The sequence below is a fragment of the Sphingobium sp. JAI105 genome (genome assembly GCF_015752145.1).
GTDB classification, from domain to species: Bacteria; Pseudomonadota; Alphaproteobacteria; order Sphingomonadales; family Sphingomonadaceae; genus Sphingobium; species Sphingobium xenophagum.
Genome location: NZ_JADOUC010000002.1, coordinates 185,869 through 203,732, shown reverse-complemented (window position 1 = coordinate 203,732; position 17,864 = coordinate 185,869). Strand labels below are relative to the sequence as shown.

Below are 17,864 nucleotides of genomic sequence, written 5' to 3'. Positions count from 1 at the left end.
TCAGCTCGCCGCATGGCAACAATCATAGCATTGCAACCCGTGCCAGTCGGGATTCGAAGCATGGGATGCTGGATCCAGACAAGGCCGTTATCGGCGACCCCGTTCCCCTGATACTGCGCCGTTGGCTGCAGCCGTTGCGGCCCTGTTTCACCGCGCCCAGTTGGGAGCACGTGCTCGTTCTGGTGATGGGTGCCGTGCTGGCAACAGGCAAGCGAACCGTTACCTCGTGCCTGCGTGTGACCGGCAGGGCCCAAGCCTCCAACTTTGCCAGCTATCACCAGATCCTCAACCGTGCCCGCTGGAGCTCCCGCGCTGTTGCCAGACGGCTGCTGGGCATTGTCGTCGATCGCCTTGTGCCCGACGGCCCTGTGGTCATCGGTATGGACGACACCATTGAACGCCGATGGGGACGCCGGATCAGCGCGCGGGGAATATACCGGGACCCGGTGCGCTCTAGCCACGGCCATTTCGTCAAAGCCAGCGGGCTGCGCTGGCTGAGCTTCATGGTGCTCACTCCGGTTTCATGGACCAGCCTGATCAAGGCGTTGCCGGTCCTGACGCTGCTCGCCCCTTCGGAGCGATCGAATCGAGCTCGCGGCTGTCGTCACAAAGTGCTGACGGACTGGGCCCGGCAAGGCGCACTGCAACTGTCGCGCTGGCTGCCAGGTCGTCAGATCATCTTCATCGGCGACAGCAGCTTCGCTGTCCATGAACTGGCCCATGCCATCGTACGGCGGGCAACGCTCATCAGCCGCCTACGGCTGGATGCGAACCTGTTTGCACCGCCCGCAGAGCGAACGTCGCGCACGATGGGACGACCCGCGCAGAAAGGCTTGGCGCTGCCGAAACTCAAGACCCTGCTGTCCAACCCAGCGACACGCTGGACGAGGATCTTCGTGTCCGCCTGGTATGGCCATGTCAGCGGCAAAGCACTCGATATCACATCCGGGATCGCCTTGTGGTACAGGCCGGGCACCCCGGTGTTGCCGGTCCGATGGGTGCTGGTTCGCGACCCCGACGAAAAGCGCGATCCGCAAGCCTTCTTCAGCACAGACATCGCCATCGAGCCCGCCGATATCATCGCCCTGTACGTCCGCCGATGGCAAATCGAAGTCACATTCGCCGAAACGCGCGCTCACCTGGGCGTCGAGACACAGCGTCAATGGACCGACAAAGCTATCGCTCGAACCACGCCGGCACTTCTCGGATTCTACAGCCTTATCTCGCTGTGGGCTGGTGATCTTCTCACTTCCTCAAGCACGCCTTACGCAGCCGCGTGGTATCGAAAAACCAGCCTGACATTCACCGACGCCATCGGCGCCGTCCGGCTTCAGCTCTGGGTCGGTGACATTAATTCGCATTCCCCGCCGCACCGGGAACCGCGGATAATTCCTCCCGCTCGCCTGGTCCGCATGGCAAACGCGCTGTGCTTCGCCACCTAAACGTACAAAGCCGAGCTGAGAGCCCGATTCAGAAGTTCGTGAAATTTGACAGTATCTTGCGGTTCTGCGCGTGAGCATGCGGATTGAAGCGATGAGAGCCTAGGCCGTCGATGAGGCGATGGACCTTTCCCAATCTTTGGCGAGCCGTCGGCAACGCCCGAGCCATGCGAAGGTTCGCTCGACAACCCATCGGCGGGGTAGCACCTCGAAACCCTTGGCTTTGTCGGAACGCTTGATGATTTCGATCGTCCACTTTCCCATGCCGACGAGTGCCGACCATAACTTTTCACCCGCATAGCCGCCATCCGCGAACACATGGCGCAGCCAGGGGAAACGGGTCCGGATTGCGGCCAGCACATCGACAGCTCCATCGCGATCCTGAATGTCGGCAGCGTGGACGAGGATGAAGATCAGAAAACCGCAGGTGTCTGTCAGAATGTGCCGTTTGCGGCCTTTGACCTTCTTGCCAGCGTCAAAGCCCGAAACTCCGCCACTTTCCGTGGTCTTCACCGACTGGCTATCGATCACTCCAGCGCTGGGCGAGGCTTCCCGTCCTTCGATTTCCCGCAAGTTCATAACCAACACGGTGTTGATGGCTTCGAACAGACTGGCATTGCGCCAGGCGTAGAAGTAGCGTCGGACAGTCGACACCGGAGGAAAGCATTTTGGTAGAAGTCGCCACGCGCACCCGCTCGCAGCTACATACAACATCGCGTTGAGGACTTCGCGCATGTCTGCCGTTCGAGGTCGGCCTCCACGCCTTGCCGGAGGCACGAACGGCGCTGCCAACGCCCATTCACCATCGGTCATATCCGATGGATATCGCAGTCCCTCCCGGCTATGCTCGCGCCGGGCAATACCAGTCCATGTCACCATTCAATCCATCTCTTCGCAAAGAGGCGTGAATCACAACATGCTGGTATTGCTCAACAACTTTCGGATCGGGCTCTGAAGCCGTGAATACGTCCACTAAGCGCCCGGTCTGGAATGCAGGGCGCACTGTTGGCGCGAAGCGGGCCCTGAAACCCAAGCAAATTTGGGAGATCCGTTTCAACCTCAATCAGCGCCGCCGCTTGCGGGACCGTGCCTTGTTAGACCTTGCGATTGACAGCAAGCTGCGCGGTTGCGACCTTGTTCGCATGAAAATTGGCGATGTCGTCAGCGGAGGGCAGATCCGAGCACGCGCAATAGTCATGCAGCAGAAAACGGGTCGACCTGTTCAATTCGAACTTCTCTCCGATGCCCGGGCCAGCCTGCTGGCGTGGCTTGAGCGGCGAGGCGGCGCGATCGATGATTATGTGTTTCCAAGCCGGGTTGACGATGACGGTCACCTCAGCACACGGCAATATGCCCGCACGATCCCACAGCAGCAGATCGCCCACGGTCGAATACAGCCCGCCCGCGGCATAGCCGACCATGCGGCTGATGATCGGCGCGTTGATGAAGGTCGTGCCAAGCGAGTAATAGGCAGAGGCGCGGTGAGCGATCAGCGTGCGGGTGTTATCGTCGCCGCTGTGCGTCATGCCGAGCGGCGAGAGGATGCGCTGCTAAATATACCCGTCCCAGCCCAGCCCGGATGAGTGCCCCACCAGCTTCAATTGACCCTCGACCTTTTCATCAGGACCGATGATATCGCCTTATGGCGTCCGATCGTAAAACCGTTGAATTCCTTGTTGAGCAGATGGCAGGCGCCGGCACCGTCTCAGCCAAGGCGATGTTTGGCGAATTCGGCATTTACTGCGATGGGAAAATGATCGCTTTGGTCTGCGACGACCAGCTATTCGTCAAGCCCACGGTTGGCGGGCGGTTATTGGCTTCAGGTGCGGCAGAAGCCTCTCCCTATCCCGGTGCAAAGCCCTGCCTCCTGATCGACGCGGAAAAATGGGAAGACCGTTAATGGCTTGCCCAGATGGTCCGTATCACATCAGAGGAATTGCCGGCTTCCAGGGTCAGGGCCAAGCGCAAATCCGGTTGATGCAACGCCTGGCAAAGGCCCGTGTTCGCTAAACGAATATTCGTCCTGGAGACGTGCAGGTGGAACGTTGAATGTCCAGAAAGGATAGGATTTAAAAATTCACCCATTCACGATTGTCCCGCCATTTGGATGCAACACCTGGCCTGACATGTAACTGGCATCCTCGCAGGCGAGGAACAGGAAGGCCGGTGCGACCTCATTGGGCTGGCCGGGGCGGCCCATCGGTGTTCCTTCGCCAAAATTCTCCAGTTTTTCAGGGCTGGCGCCACCGCAAGGGTTGAGCGGAGTCCAAATTGGCCCGGGCGCGACGGCATTTACCCGTATCCCGTCGCTCACCAGATTTTCGGACAGAGACCGGGTGAAGGCGGTTATGGCGCCCTTGGTCGCACTATAGTCCAATAATTCCGAGCTGCCCTGGTACGTGGTCACGCTGGTACAGTTCACGATGGCCGCGCCAGCCTTCAGATGGGGACGTACGGCCTGCACCAGGAAGAACATGCCAAAAATGTTGGTCTGGAAGGTGCGGCGAAGCTGATCTTCGCTGATGTCTGTGATGTCCTTGTCAGGATGTTGCTCGCCGGCATTGTTCACAACGACGTCGATCTTGCCGAACGCCTCGATTGTGCGGGCGACAATCTCGTCTGCAAAGGCGCGCTCGCCGATATCACCTCGGATCGTGATAGCCTTGCGCCCCTCGGCTTCAACGATGCGCTTTGTTTCCTGTGCGTCATCCTCTTCGAGCAGATAGACTATGGCGATGTCAGCGCCTTCGCGGGCGTAGAGCGCAGCGACCGCCCGTCCTATCCCGCTGTCGGCACCCGTGATGATGGCGACTTTCCCCGCGAGGCGGTCCGAGCCCTTGTACCGAGGTTGCCATTGCGGCTCTGGGGTCAGCTTGCTCTCATGGCCGGGCAGGGCATCCTCGTGGATCATTGGGACGGTGTCGCTCATCGCATTATCTCCTTTGCTTCAAGAACCCATTGGGGCCCCGGGAGTTCTCTGCGTGACAAACGGGTGGTCGCATTTGGCGCGCACCCGGACATTGTTCCTGACCCTATGGAGGTGATCAATGACCCTTAAAGCTCTCGCGCTCAACTGCACGCTCAAAGCGGATGTCCAGGAAGAGAGCTCGACCGATGCGATGATCGCGGTGCTTGCAAAAGCCTTCAAGCGGCATGATGTCAGCGTGAGCGAAACTGTTCGGGTTGCAGCGTTCGATATCAAGCCCGGCGTCACCTCCGATGAAGGCGATGGCGACGCCTGGCCAGCCCTTCGCAAGAAAATTCTCGCCCATGACATATTGATCTTGGGGGGACCGATCTGGATGGGCCAGATCAGCAGCACGGCCAAGCGGGTATTGGAGAGGATGGATGCCTTTCTTTCCGAAACCGACGACAAAGGGCGGATGCCGAGCTATGGAAAAGTCGCGGTCGCAGCGATCGTGGGCAATGAGGATGGGGCACATTTCTCCTCCGCTCAGCTATTTCAGGCTTTGAACGATGTCGGCTGGACGATCCCTGCCGTTGGCAGCTGCTATTGGGTTGGCGAAGCGATGGGGTCTGTCGACTTCAAGGATCTGGACAAGACACCGGCCGTGGTGACGAAGACCGCCGACATGGTCGCTGCAAATGCTGCGCATCTGGCGGGATTGCTCGCGACCAGCCCTTATCCTGGCTGAGGAGCATGGCTGACCTGTCGGGCACGCTCCGTAAGAATATCGTTCTGTATGGGGCGCTCTTTGCCAATGTCGGGATCGCCATCGCCAAATTCGTGGCGGCCGCCATCAGTGGCTCTTCCTCCATGCTCACCGAAGGCGTCCACTCGCTCGTTGACAGCGGCAATCAAATCCTGCTCCTCTATGGTCAGGCAAAGGCCAAACGCCCTGCCGACGCTACGCATCCCTTTGGCTATGGCCGCGAACTCTATTTCTGGGCTTTTGTCGTCGCGATCCTGATATTTGCGGTCGGCGCCTGTGTGTCGATCTACGAAGGCTGGCGGCACATCGCCGAACCCGAACCGCTGCGCGACGCCAGGATCAATTATGTTGTGCTGGCGGTCGCCATGCTGCTGGAGGGAACAAGCTGGGCCATTGCGGTACGCGAGTTCAACGCAAAGCGCGGCGCAAGCAGCTGGTGGCAATCGATCCGCCGATCCAAAGACCCGGCAGGTTTCATCGTCCTTTTCGAGGACAGCGCGGCGTTGATCGGCCTTGCCATCGCAGGTCTGGGCGTGTGGTCCAGCCATTACTATGGAGACCCGCGGATTGATGGCATCGCTTCGATCGCGATAGGGGTTATTCTGGCCGGGGTGGCTATTCTTCTCGCGCGCGAAGCCAAGGAACTTTTGATCGGGGAAAGTGCCGACCCAGCGCTGATATCGGCGATATGGACGATCCTCGACAAGCGGTCGCAGATTAGCGCGGTCAATCATGTCCGCACGATTCACACGGCTCCCAATGCCGTGTTCGTTGCGATCAGCGCGGATTTTGACGATGATCTGCCAATGGGAAGGGCTGAAGCCCTGATTTCAGACATCGAGCGCGAAATGAAAGCCAGCATCCCGCAACTCACCTCCATCTACATCAGACCCGAGAAGCAAAGGGATGCAGTGCGACAGCCACGGCCATCCTAAAATTTGCCATTCTCTCCCATAGGGGGGATGAAACTGACCTGCGCCAGTCGCCAGGCTCTGTCCTCATCGTCAGGCCAGTAATATCGCGGGTGACGGGGTTGCGGGGGAGGGCACGCATGATGGACTTCGGCCCTGATCAGCCGACCGGTTTCCCGCAGTCGAATGGTGGCATCGGGAAACTCCGCCTTAAGGCGGTCACAGAGATTTTGCGCCTCTTGCGACAGTTCAGCGCTCGAAAGTGCCCGCGGGGCGCCGTCAACCAGTTCAGCAGTCGAGGACCGCAGGGCCTTGATGCCATCATTGAGTATATCGAGGGAAATGATGGCAGCCGCCACCGCATCAGCCCACCACCAGCCAAGACCAAGGCCAACAATGCCGGCAAGCCCTGCCGCGCCGGTGAGCCAGTTGGCCTTGTTCATGAGCGCGTCGGTATGGAGCAGCTTGTCGTTGAGCGCCCGCGCCAGCGGGAGTTCCTTGCGCCCGATAAGGAGCGGCGGGATAAGCGAGTAAATCTGCGCAGCGATCATCAGCCACCCGAGCCAGATGTCGTGGCCCAGAATGACGATCGATCCGACAGTCGCATGTTCCGCCGTGGCGAGCGCCATCAACGCATTGTAGAGCAGCAGCGCGCCGACAGCCGTCAGGGCAACGGCCGCGACAAAGAAGCCTAGACCATTTACCCGCTCGAAGCCGAAGGGGAAGCGCCGGGATCGTTGGACGTTGCACTCCATATGCGGGGCGACCAGGAACATGATGGGAGGCACAAGGCCCAGGGAGTCCTCGATCCAGGCGGTCTTCATCGTCTGGCTCTGCCCCAGCACAAGTCCCATCGTCCCGATGACCGTGAGCGTCCAGAAAATATTCCAATATTCGAGACGTATTGCGCGAGCCATTGTTTCGCGCAGCTCTTCAGGCAGGCTCGTTTCGCTCATTCTTCCCGCGCCTCCCGCGATACTGCGCGGCTCGCGCGCTCTACGGTCATGATCCATCGATTCTCGCCATTGCGCATGGCTGCCCTGAGCTTGAGCGGTGCGTCCGTGGTCCCGCTTGTCGCAAGTTCCGGGCCAAAGGCCACGTCGCTCGCCCAGGGACTCTCGGCCGTGAACCGGCCGATGACGAGATCGATCGTGCCCTCATCAAGTTGCCGCAATATCGCTTCCTCCGATCCTGGTAGCCATCGAGCCTGTGCACCGGTTCTCCGCTCGATCTCACGGACAAGCTTGGTGACTTCCGGCGCCCTGCCGACGGCGGGCTCTGCCAGTGCGACCGTGAATCGCTGCTCTTGCGCGACCCGCAGCAACGTGCCGTCGGGATCGCGCGGCAATGCATCGCATGCCCCCAGCAGCAGGAAAGTAGTAAGGATCCCGAACTTCACCAGACACATTCCTTCTGCCAGATGGTTCCGTCGCGGTCATAGGGATCGATGGCGTGTCGATGCCCGGCGGCCTCTCCCGCTCGGTCATAGCTGAAGGCTCGTCTTGCCGAAGATGGGAAGGCGATACGATGTGCGCCAAGGTCATTGACGGACCTTGCCATAGCATCGTTCCGGACGGTTGCTGGCACATAATGCCTCACAGTGCAAAAGTGTCTTTGCGTCACTGTCGATGAGGTCGTGGAGATGATGTCCATAACCGCGATCATTGCGCTTGCCGCGGTTCAGCATGTCTTTGGATAGCGCTTTTGCGGTTGGCATTCACAAAATTCTCAAATTGCTTTCCACGCATCGCCTCCTCCTGCTGTTTTGACCCATCGCGCAGCTTCGATTTGGGCTACCCGCCGCATCTGGCGGCGAGCGCCGCGCGCGCGACCTCCTGCTGCGCCTTGGATGTTGCAGGCAAAATCATTCTTCCCGGCATCGCACCGATGTCTTGAACTCGCGAGCTTTATAAGCGCTCCTCGAGCCATGTAGTTTTGAGGGGGCAGCTAGAGCCCGGGTATGCGGCCGAGAAGACGCCTGGCGTTAAAAACCAGGGGCCAGGCGGTCGATGAGGATCCGCCTCGCTGAACATGAGCGCAGACATGAAACATCGTTGCTGTTTCCGGTCGATCGCCTTGCCACCGACCGCTGCGCTACGACAAAGCTGTGGGGCGGGGGCGCGTGTCACCCTATCGCCGCCGCCCTTCACCAGTTGGAGCGCCCGCTTAGCTTGCGTCAAAATCCAGCGACATCAGCTGTCCACTGGGTAAGACGGGATCATCTATGCGCTCACCAGATTGACAGCGATCGGCTTAGCTGCAGCTAGTCCTGACGTCTTGGCGAGGGTAAGGAGCTCCGCCTTCCGGTGGGCCATCTGATCGCGCAGTGCGACCAGATCGACATCGGTTTTGCGACATTGGGCAAACATGCCCTCCGATGGCATTTCCTCTTCATGGACGTGATGTTTGATTTCTTCAGAAAGAACCTTGACCTTAGCGTCATAGAAATCGTCATTGGGCGAACCAGCCTCGATATCGTTGATCAGGACCTTCGCGCCATCATGCTCGACATAGGCCTCGTCGAGCGTATCATCCTCGATCAGACCGCGGAAAGCGGGATAAAAGATTTCCTCCTCGATCAATGTGTGGACCTTGAGTTCAACGCAGATTTCCTGAGCCAAGGCCTGCTTCCGGCTGGTGGTGCTGGCTTTCTCGAACTTTTCGAACAGCTCTTCGACCTTTCGGTGGTCTGCTTTCAGCAAAGCGATCGCATCGGTAAACTGTGGCTCTACCATCTTCCTACTCCATTGGATGTGAAGTAGCCTTAAAATTCCGCACTTTCGCGTTGGTTCCCCCTCAAGGGCCTATCCCAATGCACTTGCGAGCAATAATTCCCAGTGTCGCTCGCTATTGGGTCGATACCACCATTTGAGGCAGACCTTTCCCTGCGCCTTCCACGGACTATCGATCTGGAATCGGGAAGATCAGGCGCGGACTTACCAGGGATTTGGCGCTTATTGGGAGACGAGTTCGCCCGGACGCTGTCATGCAGCGTCCATCTGCTATTGACCGGGGATATCATGGCTGTGCTGTTCACGATGTGCAATGCGCATTTTCAAATGCGCGGGCTGTCCGTCAGGCTCCTGTTCAGATCGCAATGCCCTTGCCTCTCCAGACTATTGACCGGTAAGGCTACAAGCAGCTGGCATTTTCGTGAAAGCACCGGATGAAGACGTCCACTGATCAGACAGGCAATCCAGCGAAATCCGCTGTGCAGGGGCAGCGCTTGCGAGCCGAGTTGATACGGTCAAGCCGATACTCCCCCCTTGCTACTATCGTAACGGACGCGAGAGCTGGACACCCGCAAAAACTCTGGCGGATTTGGTGCATTGATGATTCATTGAGCGGGTAGCCATTGGAGGCGATCTGTGATGGATCCGAAGTCCCTTTTCAGTCTGAACGACCACCTTGAGATGCTGAGCCGTCACGGTGATCCGCTTGAGATGCTGGAACGGACGGTAGATTTTGAGTATTTTCGGGACTGGCTGGTCGAGGGGCTGGGTTATGGCGATGGGGGCAAGGGTGGCCGTCCGCCGTTTGATCCTGTCGCCATGTTCAAGATCCTGATTTTGCAGGCCCAGCACAATCTGTCGGATGCGCGGATGGAGTATATGATCCGCGACCGGCTGAGTTGGATGCGGTTTCTGGGTTTTGCACTCGGCGATCGCACCCCCGACGAAAGCACCATCCGACATTTTCGCAACCGGATGACGGAAACCGGAACGCTCAAACGGGTGATGAAGGCCTTCGACTGGCAACTGCACAAGAAGGGCTACATCCCCATGTCCGGCCAGATCATTGATGCCAGCCTGGTGCCCGCGCCCAAGCAGCGCAATACCGATGATGAGCGGCAGGCCATCAAGGATGGCAAATCGGCACAGGATATCTGGCCCGACGACCCGGCCAAGGCGGCACAGAAGGACACAGATGCGCGCTGGACACTCAAGATCGGCGGGAAGGTCCGCTACAAGGATGGTAAGCCGCTACCGATGATCGCCTTGCCGGTATTCGGCTATAAAAGCCATATCAGCATAGATCGCCGCTATGGGTTCATTCGTGCCGGTGAGGTCACTTCGGCGGCCCATGCCGATGGGCGCATGTTGCGCCATGTGATCGCGGAAAATAGCAGCAGCGAGGTCTGGGCCGACACAGCATACCGCTCCAAGGCCAACGAAACATGGCTGGCTGATCGCATGCTGACCAGTCGCATCCACCGTCGCAAGCCAAAGGGAAAGCCGATGCCCAAGGCCACCGCTCGCGCCAATGCGGCAAAGTCTGCGATCCGGGCCAGGGTCGAGCATGTGTTTGCGCATCAGAAAAACCGGTTCGGGCTGTTCATCCGTACCATCGGCATCAAGCGCGCTGAGGCGAAACTCACTTTGGCCAATCTCGCCTACAACTTCGACCGCCTGATCTTCCACGAACGACGTGCCGTCACAGCATGAGTCTGCCCTGAAACCCGTAGACGCCCGTAAAATGGCCCATCCGATGACCAAAAGGGCCAAGTAAAGCACGCTGCACCTTGGTCATTGCGCCATCAGCGCAACCCTCCCTTCATTTAGCCGGTTTTTGCGGGTGTCCAGCTGCCTACCGTTCGTCGATCAGACGTGGCAGATCTATATTCTGATCTTCGTCCTGCAATCGGCATCGGCGGCTTTCACCCCGACCTTCCAGGCGACCATTCCCGATGTCCTGCCCGAGGAACGCGACTATACTCGTGCGCTGTCCCTGTCGCGGCTCGCCTACGACATGGAAAGCCTGACCAGTCCGATCCTTGCCGCTGCGCTGCTCTCGGTGATCAATTTCCACTGGCTGTTCTCGGGAACGGCGATCGGTTTCCTTGGATCGGCGATACTTGTCGCCACGACCGTCCTACCCAAGGTGGCAATCGCCGGGCCAGGACAGCGCGATATCTACGCCAGGACCACGCGCGGCACACGCATCTATCTCAAGACCCCGCGTTTGCGCGGGTTGCTTGCCCTCACGCTGGCATCGGCGGCGGCCAGTTCCATGGTCATTGTCAACACGATCGTCATCGTGCGTGACAGGCTGGGTCTTACCCAAAGCGATGTGGCGCTGACCCTCGCCGCCTATGGCGCGGGGTCTATTCTGGCGGCACTGACATTACCCCGACTGCTCGATCGGATCGAGGATCGCACCATCATGTTGAGCGCAGGGACGGCGATGGCGTCGCTGCTCGCATTGCTGGCCGTTGCGACTGTCTGGTATGGTGCTGCGCCGGGCTTCCGGTGGGTCATCCTGGGCGGATGGTTCATGCTTGGCATTGCCTATGCGATGAGCATCACCCCATCGGGTCGACTGCTCAAGCGATCGGCCACGGCCAGCGACCGCCCTGCATTGTTCGCCGCGCAATTTGCCCTGAGCCATTGCTGCTGGCTATTATGCTATCCCCTGGTCGGGCAGCTTGGCGCCAATGTGGGACAGGGTGTCGCCTTCCTCATGATGGCGGTGATCGCCAGTGTCGGAACAGGATTAGCCGTTTTCCTGTGGCCTGCCACCGATCCGGACATTGTCGCGCACGATCATCCCGAACTTGAGCGGGATCATCCCCATGTCCGAGAGCAGCATGGCGATGATCGCCACCATATGTTCATTATCGACGACTTGCATCAGGATTGGCCCCGCCAATGAAGGGAAAATATCGTCTGACCGCCGCAGCATCTTGTGAACTGCCTGCGCTGCCTATACTCCTTGCCGCATGACGGTCGTGCCAATCCGGCAGCGTGCTTTTGCAACGCCCCACAACCCAAGGCGCAGCTTCGCGCTTCTGGGAGTGCTGGCGCTGCTTGGCATGATCATATTGTCGACCTGGCACGATGCCTTGCCGCATGTTCATGCCTCTGCGCAGACGGTAAGCGTCGGTATCGACCATCATGACCATGACGACGTGGATGACCACGCACCTTCGGATCAGGACGATTTCTCCGACCTTGTCCATGTCGCCGCCCATGTGGTTGCTCAAACCATTGCCGTGCCTGCGACGCCTGTCGTCGCGCAGGCCATGATTTCGTCGGCGATGTCCTGGGGCGTGGTCCCGGTCGATGACATCGGGTCGGTCAGGCCGCAATCCTTGCTTCGCCCCCCACGAATCTAATCGCGAGCGCGTTTCGTCGCGCCCGTTTTTACGCATTCGTTCAGGGGAATATTTGATGAAAGCCTTTAGAGGCCGGCTGCCGCATTGCGCGGTGTCCGGCGTGGTCGTGGCGACCTGCCTTCTGGCGGTTGCCGGGACGGCGTGCGCGCAGGTCGCGCCGCCCTATGCAACGCTATTGCGGCAGAGCGGTGACGCGCCGCGCCTTGCGCTCAGCGAGGCCGAAATCCGGCGCGCCGAAGGCTGGTCGGAACAAGCGAGGGCGCGGCCCAATCCCAGCGTCAGTCTGATGACGGAGAATGTCACCGGGTCCTCGCCCTATCGTGGCTTCGATCGCGCCGAAACGACGCTGCAATATAATCACACGCTGGAACTGGGGGGCAAACGTGGCGCCCGGATCGAGGCTGGCGAGGCGGGCGTGACTGCGTCGAAGGCGCGCGATCAGGACGCCCGCGCGGCCTATGCCTATGATCTGGCCCTGGCCTACGCGGCGGCCGAAGCCGCAGACAGCCGGATCGCACTTGCCCAGGATGAGGTCGAAGAGGGCGAGGCCGATCTGGGCGCCGCAAGGGCGCTCGTCGATGCCGGCAAGGAAGCCAGGCTTCGGGCGCTCCAGGCAGAAACCTCACTCAACGAAGCCAAGGCCGCGCTGGACCTTGCGAACGCCAATCGCATCGCGGCCTTTGCCCGCCTATCCGCGCTGACGGGCTCGCAAACCCCGTTTGCGAGCCTGGCCCAGTCCGTGCTGGACTTGGGAGCAAAGACACCGGCCGTCGGACCGGTCGATCCTCTTGCCAGCCCTTATTATCTGGCCGCGCAGGCGGAGCGCGAAGCCGCTGATCGTCGCCTGAAAGCCGAGCAACGGCAGGCCGTGCCGGACGTCACCGCCAGCATCGGCGTTCGTCGCCTCGAATATGATAATGCCACGGCGCTGCTGGGCAGCCTGTCCTTGCCGCTCCCGATCTTCGATCGCAATCGCGGCAACATAGCGGCCTCCCGCGCGGAAGCCGACGCCGCACAGGCGAAGCTTGCCATGGCGCAGAATGATGCGCGGGCGGAAGCGCAGGCGTCGGCTGCCCAACTCCATGCCGCCACGGCGCGTGTGACCGCCGCGCTGGGCGCGCAGGCGACCGCCGACGAGACCTATCGACTGGCCCGCATCGCCTATGAAGCGGGCAAGTCGTCGATCATTGAACTGCTCGCCGCGCGCCATGGCCTTGCGATCACGCGTGGCGGCGTCCTCGACGCGCGCCTTGCCGCCTTCGAAGCGCGCGCGCGCCTTGCCCGTCTCACGGGCAGCACCATTACCGGAGATCCGATCCAATGACGCCTGACAACAGACTTTATGCCGGCGCCGCGGTCGGACTTATCCTTGCCGCTCTTGCAGGCTTCGGGCTGGCGCGCATGACCGCGCCCGACGCCCCGGTCGTGCAGACCCAGTCGGCAGCGCCTGAGGCTTCAGCCGATACCGTCGATATCGATGCGGCAGGGATCAGGATGTCTGCCATCACTGTCGCGCCCACAGCGGGTACGGCGCTGTCTGGCATCATAATGTCCAGCGCGAGGGTAGAGGCGACCCCCGATGCGGAAGCCGTGCTGACCGCAAGGGCGCCCGGCACCATAACGCGCATCTTCAAGCGGATCGGCGATAGCGTCCAGGCGGGGGAGACGATTACCCTGGTCGAAAGCCGGGACGCATCGACCATTGCGGCGGACAGGGGAACCGCTTCCGCACGGGTGACGCTGGCGTCCCGTCAACTCGCCCGCGAACGAACCCTGCTCAACCAGGGCGTTTCACCGCGTGCGGACTTCGAAACCGCACAGGCCAATCTTGCTGTTGCCCAAGCCGAGGCGCGCCAGGCAGAGGCCGCAGCGCGTGCGGCGCGCGTCACCGGCGACGGGCGATCCGTCGCCGTGGTCAGCGCCGTGTCCGGCACGATCACGTCGGCCCCTGCCAGCCTTGGGGCCTATGTGCAGGCAGAGACGGAATTGTTCAGGGTTGCCGATCCGCGGCGCATCCAGATCGAAGCAAGCGTCCCGCCCAGCGATGCTGGCCGCGTAAAGGCAGGCGATCGGGTTGAACTGGCGACCAATGATGGCCGCACGCTTGAAGGTCGGGTCCGATCGGCCACCGGGGTCGTCGATGCCCAGACGCGGCAAGCCACCATCATCATCACGCCCGGTAGTGGTGCAAGCATGGTCGCGCCGGGTCAGTTGGTGCAGGCGCGCATCTTCGCCACGGGCGACGTCGGCGTCCTTGGCGGCGGGGTCACCGTGCCGCAGGACGCCGTGCAGACGGTCGGCGACCATGATGTTGTCTTCGTCCGCACCCGATCCGGGTTCAGAGCGCAGACGATCCAGATCGGCAGTCGCAGCGGCGGCATCGTGTCGATCACCGCGGGCCTGAAGGCGGGGACGCCGATCGCCACGACTAATGCCTTCCTGCTCAAGGCCGAACTTGAGAAGGAAACCGCAGAATGATCGGGCGCATCCTCAGCCTGTCCGTCAGGATGCGATGGCTGGTGGCGTTTCTCACGCTGCTTGTCGTGGCCTTTGGCGGATGGCAGATCACCAAGCTGCCGATCGATGCCGTGCCAGACGTCACAAATCGACAGGTGCAGATCAGTACATTCGTGCCCTCGCTGGGGCCGGTCGACGTCGAGAAGCAGGTCACTTTTCCTGTCGAAACGGCCTTGGCCGGCATTCCCGGCCTTGAGATGACGCGGTCCTTCTCGCGCAACGGTTTCAGTCAGGTCACGGCGGTGTTCACCGACAGCACCGACGTCTATTTCGCCCGTCAGCAGGTCACAGAGCGCCTGGCCCAGGCCAAGGATAGCCTGCCCGACGGCGTCCAGCCCAACCTCGCGCCCCTCAGTACCGGTCTTGGCGAAATCTTCTTCTACTCGGTCGCCTTCCGCCATCCCGACGGCAAAGGCGTAAAGACCATAGATGGAAAAGCGGGCTGGCAATCGGACGGCAGCTATCTCACGCCCGAAGGCGAGCGGCTGACGACCGAACTGGCCAAGGCGGCCTATCTGCGCACGGTGCAGGACTGGATCATTCGCCCGCAAATGCGCAATGTCCTGGGCGTTGCCGGCGTCGATTCCAACGGCGGTTATGTGAAGCAATATCTGGTCGAGCCCAAGCTGAACGCGCTTGCCACCTATGGCCTGTCGATTACCGAACTGGCAGACGCCTTGGAGCGGGCGAATGTGTCCGCTGGCTCCAACTATGTGCGCCGCGCCGGGGAAAGTTTCCTCGTCCGCGCCGACGCGCGGCTGAAGTCGATCGAGGATATTCAGGACGCGGTCGTCGCCACCCGGGCAGGCGTTCCGGTGCGGGTGCGCGATGTCGGCGATGTCGTGATCGGCGGCGCAGTGCGCACCGGGTCGGGCAGTCGCATGGGGTCCGAAGCGGTCATTTCCACCATCTTGATGCTGGTCGGCGAAAATAGCCGGGTCGTGGCTACTCGCGTCGCCGACAAGCTGGTCGACATCAACAAATCGCTGCCGCCGGATGTCTTTGCCGAGCCGGTCTATAACCGGTCCAAGCTGGTCAACGCCACCATCGCCACCGTCGAAAAGAATCTGATCGAAGGCGCGCTTCTGGTCATCGTCATACTGTTTCTGCTGCTCGGCAATATCCGCGCGGCGCTGATCACGGCTGCAGTGATCCCGATCACCATGTTGATGACGGCATCCGGCATGAACGCCTTGGGCGTATCGGGCAATCTGATGAGCCTCGGCGCTCTCGACTTTGGGCTGATCGTCGATGGCGCGGTCATCATCGTGGAAAATGCGCTGCGTCGTCTGGCCGAGCGACAGGAGCATGAAGGTCGCCTGCTGACGCTGGACGAGAGGATGAGCGAAACGATCGATGCGGCCAAGGAAATGGTCCGGCCTACCGTCTTTGGTCAGCTCATCATCTTCCTCGTCTTCGTGCCGTTGCTGACCTTCCAGGGGGTGGAGGGCAAGACCTTCGCGCCCATGGCGACAACCTTGATGCTGGCGCTTGCATCGGCCTTCGTCCTGTCGATCACTTTCGTGCCTGCGATGATCGCGATCGTCGTCAGCGGCAAGGTCAGTGAAACCGAAGTCAGGCCGATCCGCTGGTTCAAGGAGAAATATGCGCCGCTCCTCGAAAAGGCAGTGACGAGGCCGGTGCCGTTCGTCGCGGCCGGTGCGGGCATCTTCTTCGTTGCCGTTCTGACATTCGGCCTGCTGGGAGAGGAGTTCATGCCCCAGCTCGACGAGAAGGACATCACGGTCACCAATTTCCGGGTGCCATCGGCCTCGATCGACCAATCGACGCAAATGCAGCTTCAGATCGAGAATGCGCTCAAGACGCTGCCCGAAGTGGAACTGGTATTTTCCAAGAACGGCAATGCCGACCTTGGCACTGATCCGATGCCACCAAACTCGTCGGACACCTATGTCATTCCCAAGCCGGAAAGCGAATGGCCGGCCGAGGTGACGTCGAAGGAAGATATCCTGCGACGTATCGAAGAGCGCATGAAGCCGCTCATCGGCAACCGGACGGAGATCCAGCAACCCATCCAGATGCGGTTCAACGAACTGATCGCCGGCGTGCGCGCCGACGTCGCGGTCAAACTCTATGGTGACGATCTGGAGGCGATGAGCCAGCAGGCTCGCCGCATCGCTGGCGTACTACGCAATATTCCGGGCGCAGGCGATGTCAGCGCCGAACAGACCGACGGCGCGCCGACGTTCGACGTCAAGATAGATCGGCAGGCTGCGGCACGTTACGGCCTCTCGGTGGAGGAAGTGGCCAACACTGTCTCCGCCGCGCTGGGCGGCCGGGAAGCGGGGCTGTTGTTCGAGGGGGATCGCCGCTTCGCAGTGGTGGTGCGCTTGCCCGATGCGCAGCGGGACGATGTCGAAACGCTGGGATCGATCCCGGTCATGCTGCCTGCGGCCGATGGTCAGGTGGCAGGCTCCATTCCGCTAAGGGAGGTGGCCCGGTTCAGCTACACACAAGGCCTGAACCAGATCAGCCGGGAAAACGGCAAACGCATGGTGGTCGTTCAGGTCAATGTCCGGGGTCGCGATCTTGGCGGTTTTGTCGAGGAAGCCCAAAGTGCGATCGGGCAGATGCAACTTTCGTCGGGCATGTATACCGAATGGGGCGGGACGTTCGAAAGCCTTCAGTCGGCGCGTTTGCGATTGATGCTGGTCGTGCCGATCTGCTTCCTCGCCATCTATGCGCTGCTCTATATCGCGCTGGACGGCTTCATTCCGGCGGCGATCGTGTTCAGCGCGGTGCCGATGGCGCTGGCGGGCGGGGTGTTCGCACTTCTGCTGCGCGGCATCCCCTTCTCCATCACGGCAGCGGTCGGCTTCATCGCGCTGTCCGGCGTTGCGGTGCTGAATGGCCTGGTCATGATGAGCGCCATCGGCAAGCATCGCGAAGATGGCGCAAGCGAGGATGACGCCATTATCGGGGGGGCAATGGAGCGTGTCCGGCCGGTCCTGATGACGGCGTTGGTCGCCAGTCTAGGCTTTTTGCCGATGGCGCTCGCCACCGGCACGGGGGCGGAGGTTCAGCGGCCCTTGGCGACAGTGGTCATCGGCGGACTTATCACCTCGACCGCGCTCACATTGCTGGTGCTTCCCGCAATAACGGCGCTCGCGGCAAGGTGGCGAAGTTCTCGGAAAAAGGCCCGTTCGCAGCCGCTTGAGCCGTGAACATGATCTGGAATCGGACGCCT

15 protein-coding genes and 1 pseudogene are annotated in these 17,864 nt (G+C 60.8%); 11 read left to right on the top strand and 5 right to left on the bottom strand.

The genetic code is table 11. From position 1 onward, the window contains the following. Window positions 1-65 precede the first annotated feature (65 nt). Window positions 66-1,442 (top strand): IS701 family transposase, encoded by a 1,377-nt coding sequence (locus IWY39_RS18435; protein ID WP_145170003.1) that lies wholly within the window; start codon window positions 66-68, stop codon window positions 1,440-1,442. Window positions 1,443-1,541: 99 nt separating this feature from the next. On the opposite strand, the gene IWY39_RS18430 is transcribed toward IWY39_RS18435, so the two are convergent. Then, window positions 1,542-2,318 carry an IS5 family transposase gene (locus IWY39_RS18430; RefSeq protein ID WP_107126402.1) on the bottom strand — a complete coding sequence of 259 codons (777 nt, stop codon included), beginning with the start codon at window positions 2,316-2,318 and terminating at the stop codon, window positions 1,542-1,544. 80 nt (window positions 2,319-2,398) lie between these two features. On the opposite strand from IWY39_RS18430, the pseudogene IWY39_RS24150 reads away from it, so the two are divergent. Together IWY39_RS24150 and IWY39_RS18420 are read left to right on the top strand one after the other, a co-directional pair. Continuing rightward, window positions 2,399-2,809, top strand: a pseudogene (locus tag IWY39_RS24150) (tyrosine-type recombinase/integrase); the annotation flags it as partial. Window positions 2,810-3,081: 272 nt separating this feature from the next. Further along, window positions 3,082-3,339, top strand: coding sequence for a TfoX/Sxy family protein (locus tag IWY39_RS18420; RefSeq protein ID WP_107126400.1), 258 nt, complete (start codon window positions 3,082-3,084; stop codon window positions 3,337-3,339). Window positions 3,340-3,516: 177 nt separating this feature from the next. Here the strand turns inward: IWY39_RS18420 and IWY39_RS18415 are convergent, their stop codons facing one another. Further along, on the bottom strand, window positions 3,517-4,368 hold the full coding sequence (locus IWY39_RS18415) for a glucose 1-dehydrogenase (protein ID WP_107126399.1): 852 nt from the start codon (window positions 4,366-4,368) through the stop codon (window positions 3,517-3,519). 118 nt (window positions 4,369-4,486) lie between these two features. Here IWY39_RS18415 and IWY39_RS18410 point away from each other — a divergent pair, with 118 nt between their 5' ends. Together IWY39_RS18410 and IWY39_RS18405 are read left to right on the top strand one after the other, a co-directional pair. Further along, window positions 4,487-5,095 (top strand): flavodoxin family protein, encoded by a 609-nt coding sequence (locus IWY39_RS18410; protein ID WP_107125146.1) that lies wholly within the window; start codon window positions 4,487-4,489, stop codon window positions 5,093-5,095. 5 nt (window positions 5,096-5,100) lie between these two features. Then, the gene (locus IWY39_RS18405; RefSeq protein ID WP_107125145.1) at window positions 5,101-6,048 is read left to right on the top strand and encodes a cation diffusion facilitator family transporter; all 948 of its coding nucleotides are present in this window, start codon (window positions 5,101-5,103) and stop codon (window positions 6,046-6,048) included. On the opposite strand, the gene IWY39_RS18400 is transcribed toward IWY39_RS18405, so the two are convergent. The 3 genes from IWY39_RS18400 to IWY39_RS18390 all read right to left on the bottom strand — a co-directional run bounded on the left by IWY39_RS18400 (window position 6,045) and on the right by IWY39_RS18390 (window position 8,759). Further along, the gene (locus IWY39_RS18400) at window positions 6,045-6,980 is read right to left on the bottom strand and encodes a cation transporter (protein WP_107125144.1); all 936 of its coding nucleotides are present in this window, start codon (window positions 6,978-6,980) and stop codon (window positions 6,045-6,047) included. The genes IWY39_RS18405 and IWY39_RS18400 overlap by 4 nt on opposite strands. After that, window positions 6,977-7,423 carry a hypothetical protein gene (locus tag IWY39_RS18395; RefSeq protein WP_107125158.1) on the bottom strand — a complete coding sequence of 149 codons (447 nt, stop codon included), beginning with the start codon at window positions 7,421-7,423 and terminating at the stop codon, window positions 6,977-6,979. The genes IWY39_RS18400 and IWY39_RS18395 overlap by 4 nt, the downstream gene beginning before the upstream one ends. A gap of 823 nt (window positions 7,424-8,246) precedes the next feature. Continuing rightward, window positions 8,247-8,759 (bottom strand): hemerythrin domain-containing protein, encoded by a 513-nt coding sequence (locus IWY39_RS18390; RefSeq protein ID WP_107125143.1) that lies wholly within the window; start codon window positions 8,757-8,759, stop codon window positions 8,247-8,249. A gap of 636 nt (window positions 8,760-9,395) precedes the next feature. Between IWY39_RS18390 and IWY39_RS18385 the strand changes: the two genes are divergently transcribed. The 6 genes from IWY39_RS18385 (at window position 9,396) to IWY39_RS18360 (ending at window position 17,841) form a co-directional block, all read left to right on the top strand. Continuing rightward, window positions 9,396-10,469, top strand: a complete 1,074-nt coding sequence (locus tag IWY39_RS18385; RefSeq protein WP_107125142.1) for an IS5 family transposase — start codon at window positions 9,396-9,398, stop codon at window positions 10,467-10,469. 70 nt (window positions 10,470-10,539) lie between these two features. Continuing rightward, complete coding sequence (locus tag IWY39_RS18380) at window positions 10,540-11,676, top strand: MFS transporter (protein ID WP_107125994.1); 1,137 nt, start codon at window positions 10,540-10,542, stop codon at window positions 11,674-11,676. A gap of 67 nt (window positions 11,677-11,743) precedes the next feature. Further along, the gene (locus tag IWY39_RS18375; protein ID WP_107125995.1) at window positions 11,744-12,139 is read left to right on the top strand and encodes a hypothetical protein; all 396 of its coding nucleotides are present in this window, start codon (window positions 11,744-11,746) and stop codon (window positions 12,137-12,139) included. Between the two features lie 55 nt (window positions 12,140-12,194). Beyond that, window positions 12,195-13,463, top strand: a complete 1,269-nt coding sequence (locus IWY39_RS18370) for a TolC family protein (RefSeq protein ID WP_107125996.1) — start codon at window positions 12,195-12,197, stop codon at window positions 13,461-13,463. Then, entirely contained in the window at window positions 13,460-14,617 is a 1,158-nt protein-coding gene (locus IWY39_RS18365) for an efflux RND transporter periplasmic adaptor subunit (RefSeq protein ID WP_107125997.1), read from the top strand. Before IWY39_RS18370 ends, IWY39_RS18365 begins: the two co-directional genes overlap by 4 nt. Next, window positions 14,614-17,841, top strand: coding sequence for an efflux RND transporter permease subunit (locus IWY39_RS18360; RefSeq protein ID WP_107125998.1), 3,228 nt, complete (start codon window positions 14,614-14,616; stop codon window positions 17,839-17,841). The genes IWY39_RS18365 and IWY39_RS18360 overlap by 4 nt, the downstream gene beginning before the upstream one ends. Window positions 17,842-17,864: the final 23 nt, after the last annotated feature.

Bases quoted from the DNA above. Each gene is read 5' to 3' on its own strand.
- IWY39_RS18360 (WP_107125998.1), top strand. From the start codon at position 14,614: ATGATCGGGCGCATCCTCAGCCTGTCCGTCAGGATGCGATGGCTGGTG.
- IWY39_RS18430 (WP_107126402.1), bottom strand. From the start codon at position 2,318: ATGGTGACATGGACTGGTATTGCCCGGCGCGAGCATAGCCGGGAGGGA.
- IWY39_RS18405 (WP_107125145.1), top strand. From the start codon at position 5,101: ATGGCTGACCTGTCGGGCACGCTCCGTAAGAATATCGTTCTGTATGGG.
- IWY39_RS18410 (WP_107125146.1), top strand. From the start codon at position 4,487: ATGACCCTTAAAGCTCTCGCGCTCAACTGCACGCTCAAAGCGGATGTC.
- IWY39_RS18365 (WP_107125997.1), top strand. From the start codon at position 13,460: ATGACGCCTGACAACAGACTTTATGCCGGCGCCGCGGTCGGACTTATC.
- IWY39_RS18435 (WP_145170003.1), top strand. From the start codon at position 66: ATGCTGGATCCAGACAAGGCCGTTATCGGCGACCCCGTTCCCCTGATA.
- IWY39_RS18385 (WP_107125142.1), top strand. From the start codon at position 9,396: ATGGATCCGAAGTCCCTTTTCAGTCTGAACGACCACCTTGAGATGCTG.
- IWY39_RS18375 (WP_107125995.1), top strand. From the start codon at position 11,744: ATGACGGTCGTGCCAATCCGGCAGCGTGCTTTTGCAACGCCCCACAAC.
- IWY39_RS18370 (WP_107125996.1), top strand. From the start codon at position 12,195: ATGAAAGCCTTTAGAGGCCGGCTGCCGCATTGCGCGGTGTCCGGCGTG.
- IWY39_RS18415 (WP_107126399.1), bottom strand. From the start codon at position 4,368: ATGAGCGACACCGTCCCAATGATCCACGAGGATGCCCTGCCCGGCCAT.
- IWY39_RS18420 (WP_107126400.1), top strand. From the start codon at position 3,082: ATGGCGTCCGATCGTAAAACCGTTGAATTCCTTGTTGAGCAGATGGCA.
- IWY39_RS18390 (WP_107125143.1), bottom strand. From the start codon at position 8,759: ATGGTAGAGCCACAGTTTACCGATGCGATCGCTTTGCTGAAAGCAGAC.
- IWY39_RS18400 (WP_107125144.1), bottom strand. From the start codon at position 6,980: ATGAGCGAAACGAGCCTGCCTGAAGAGCTGCGCGAAACAATGGCTCGC.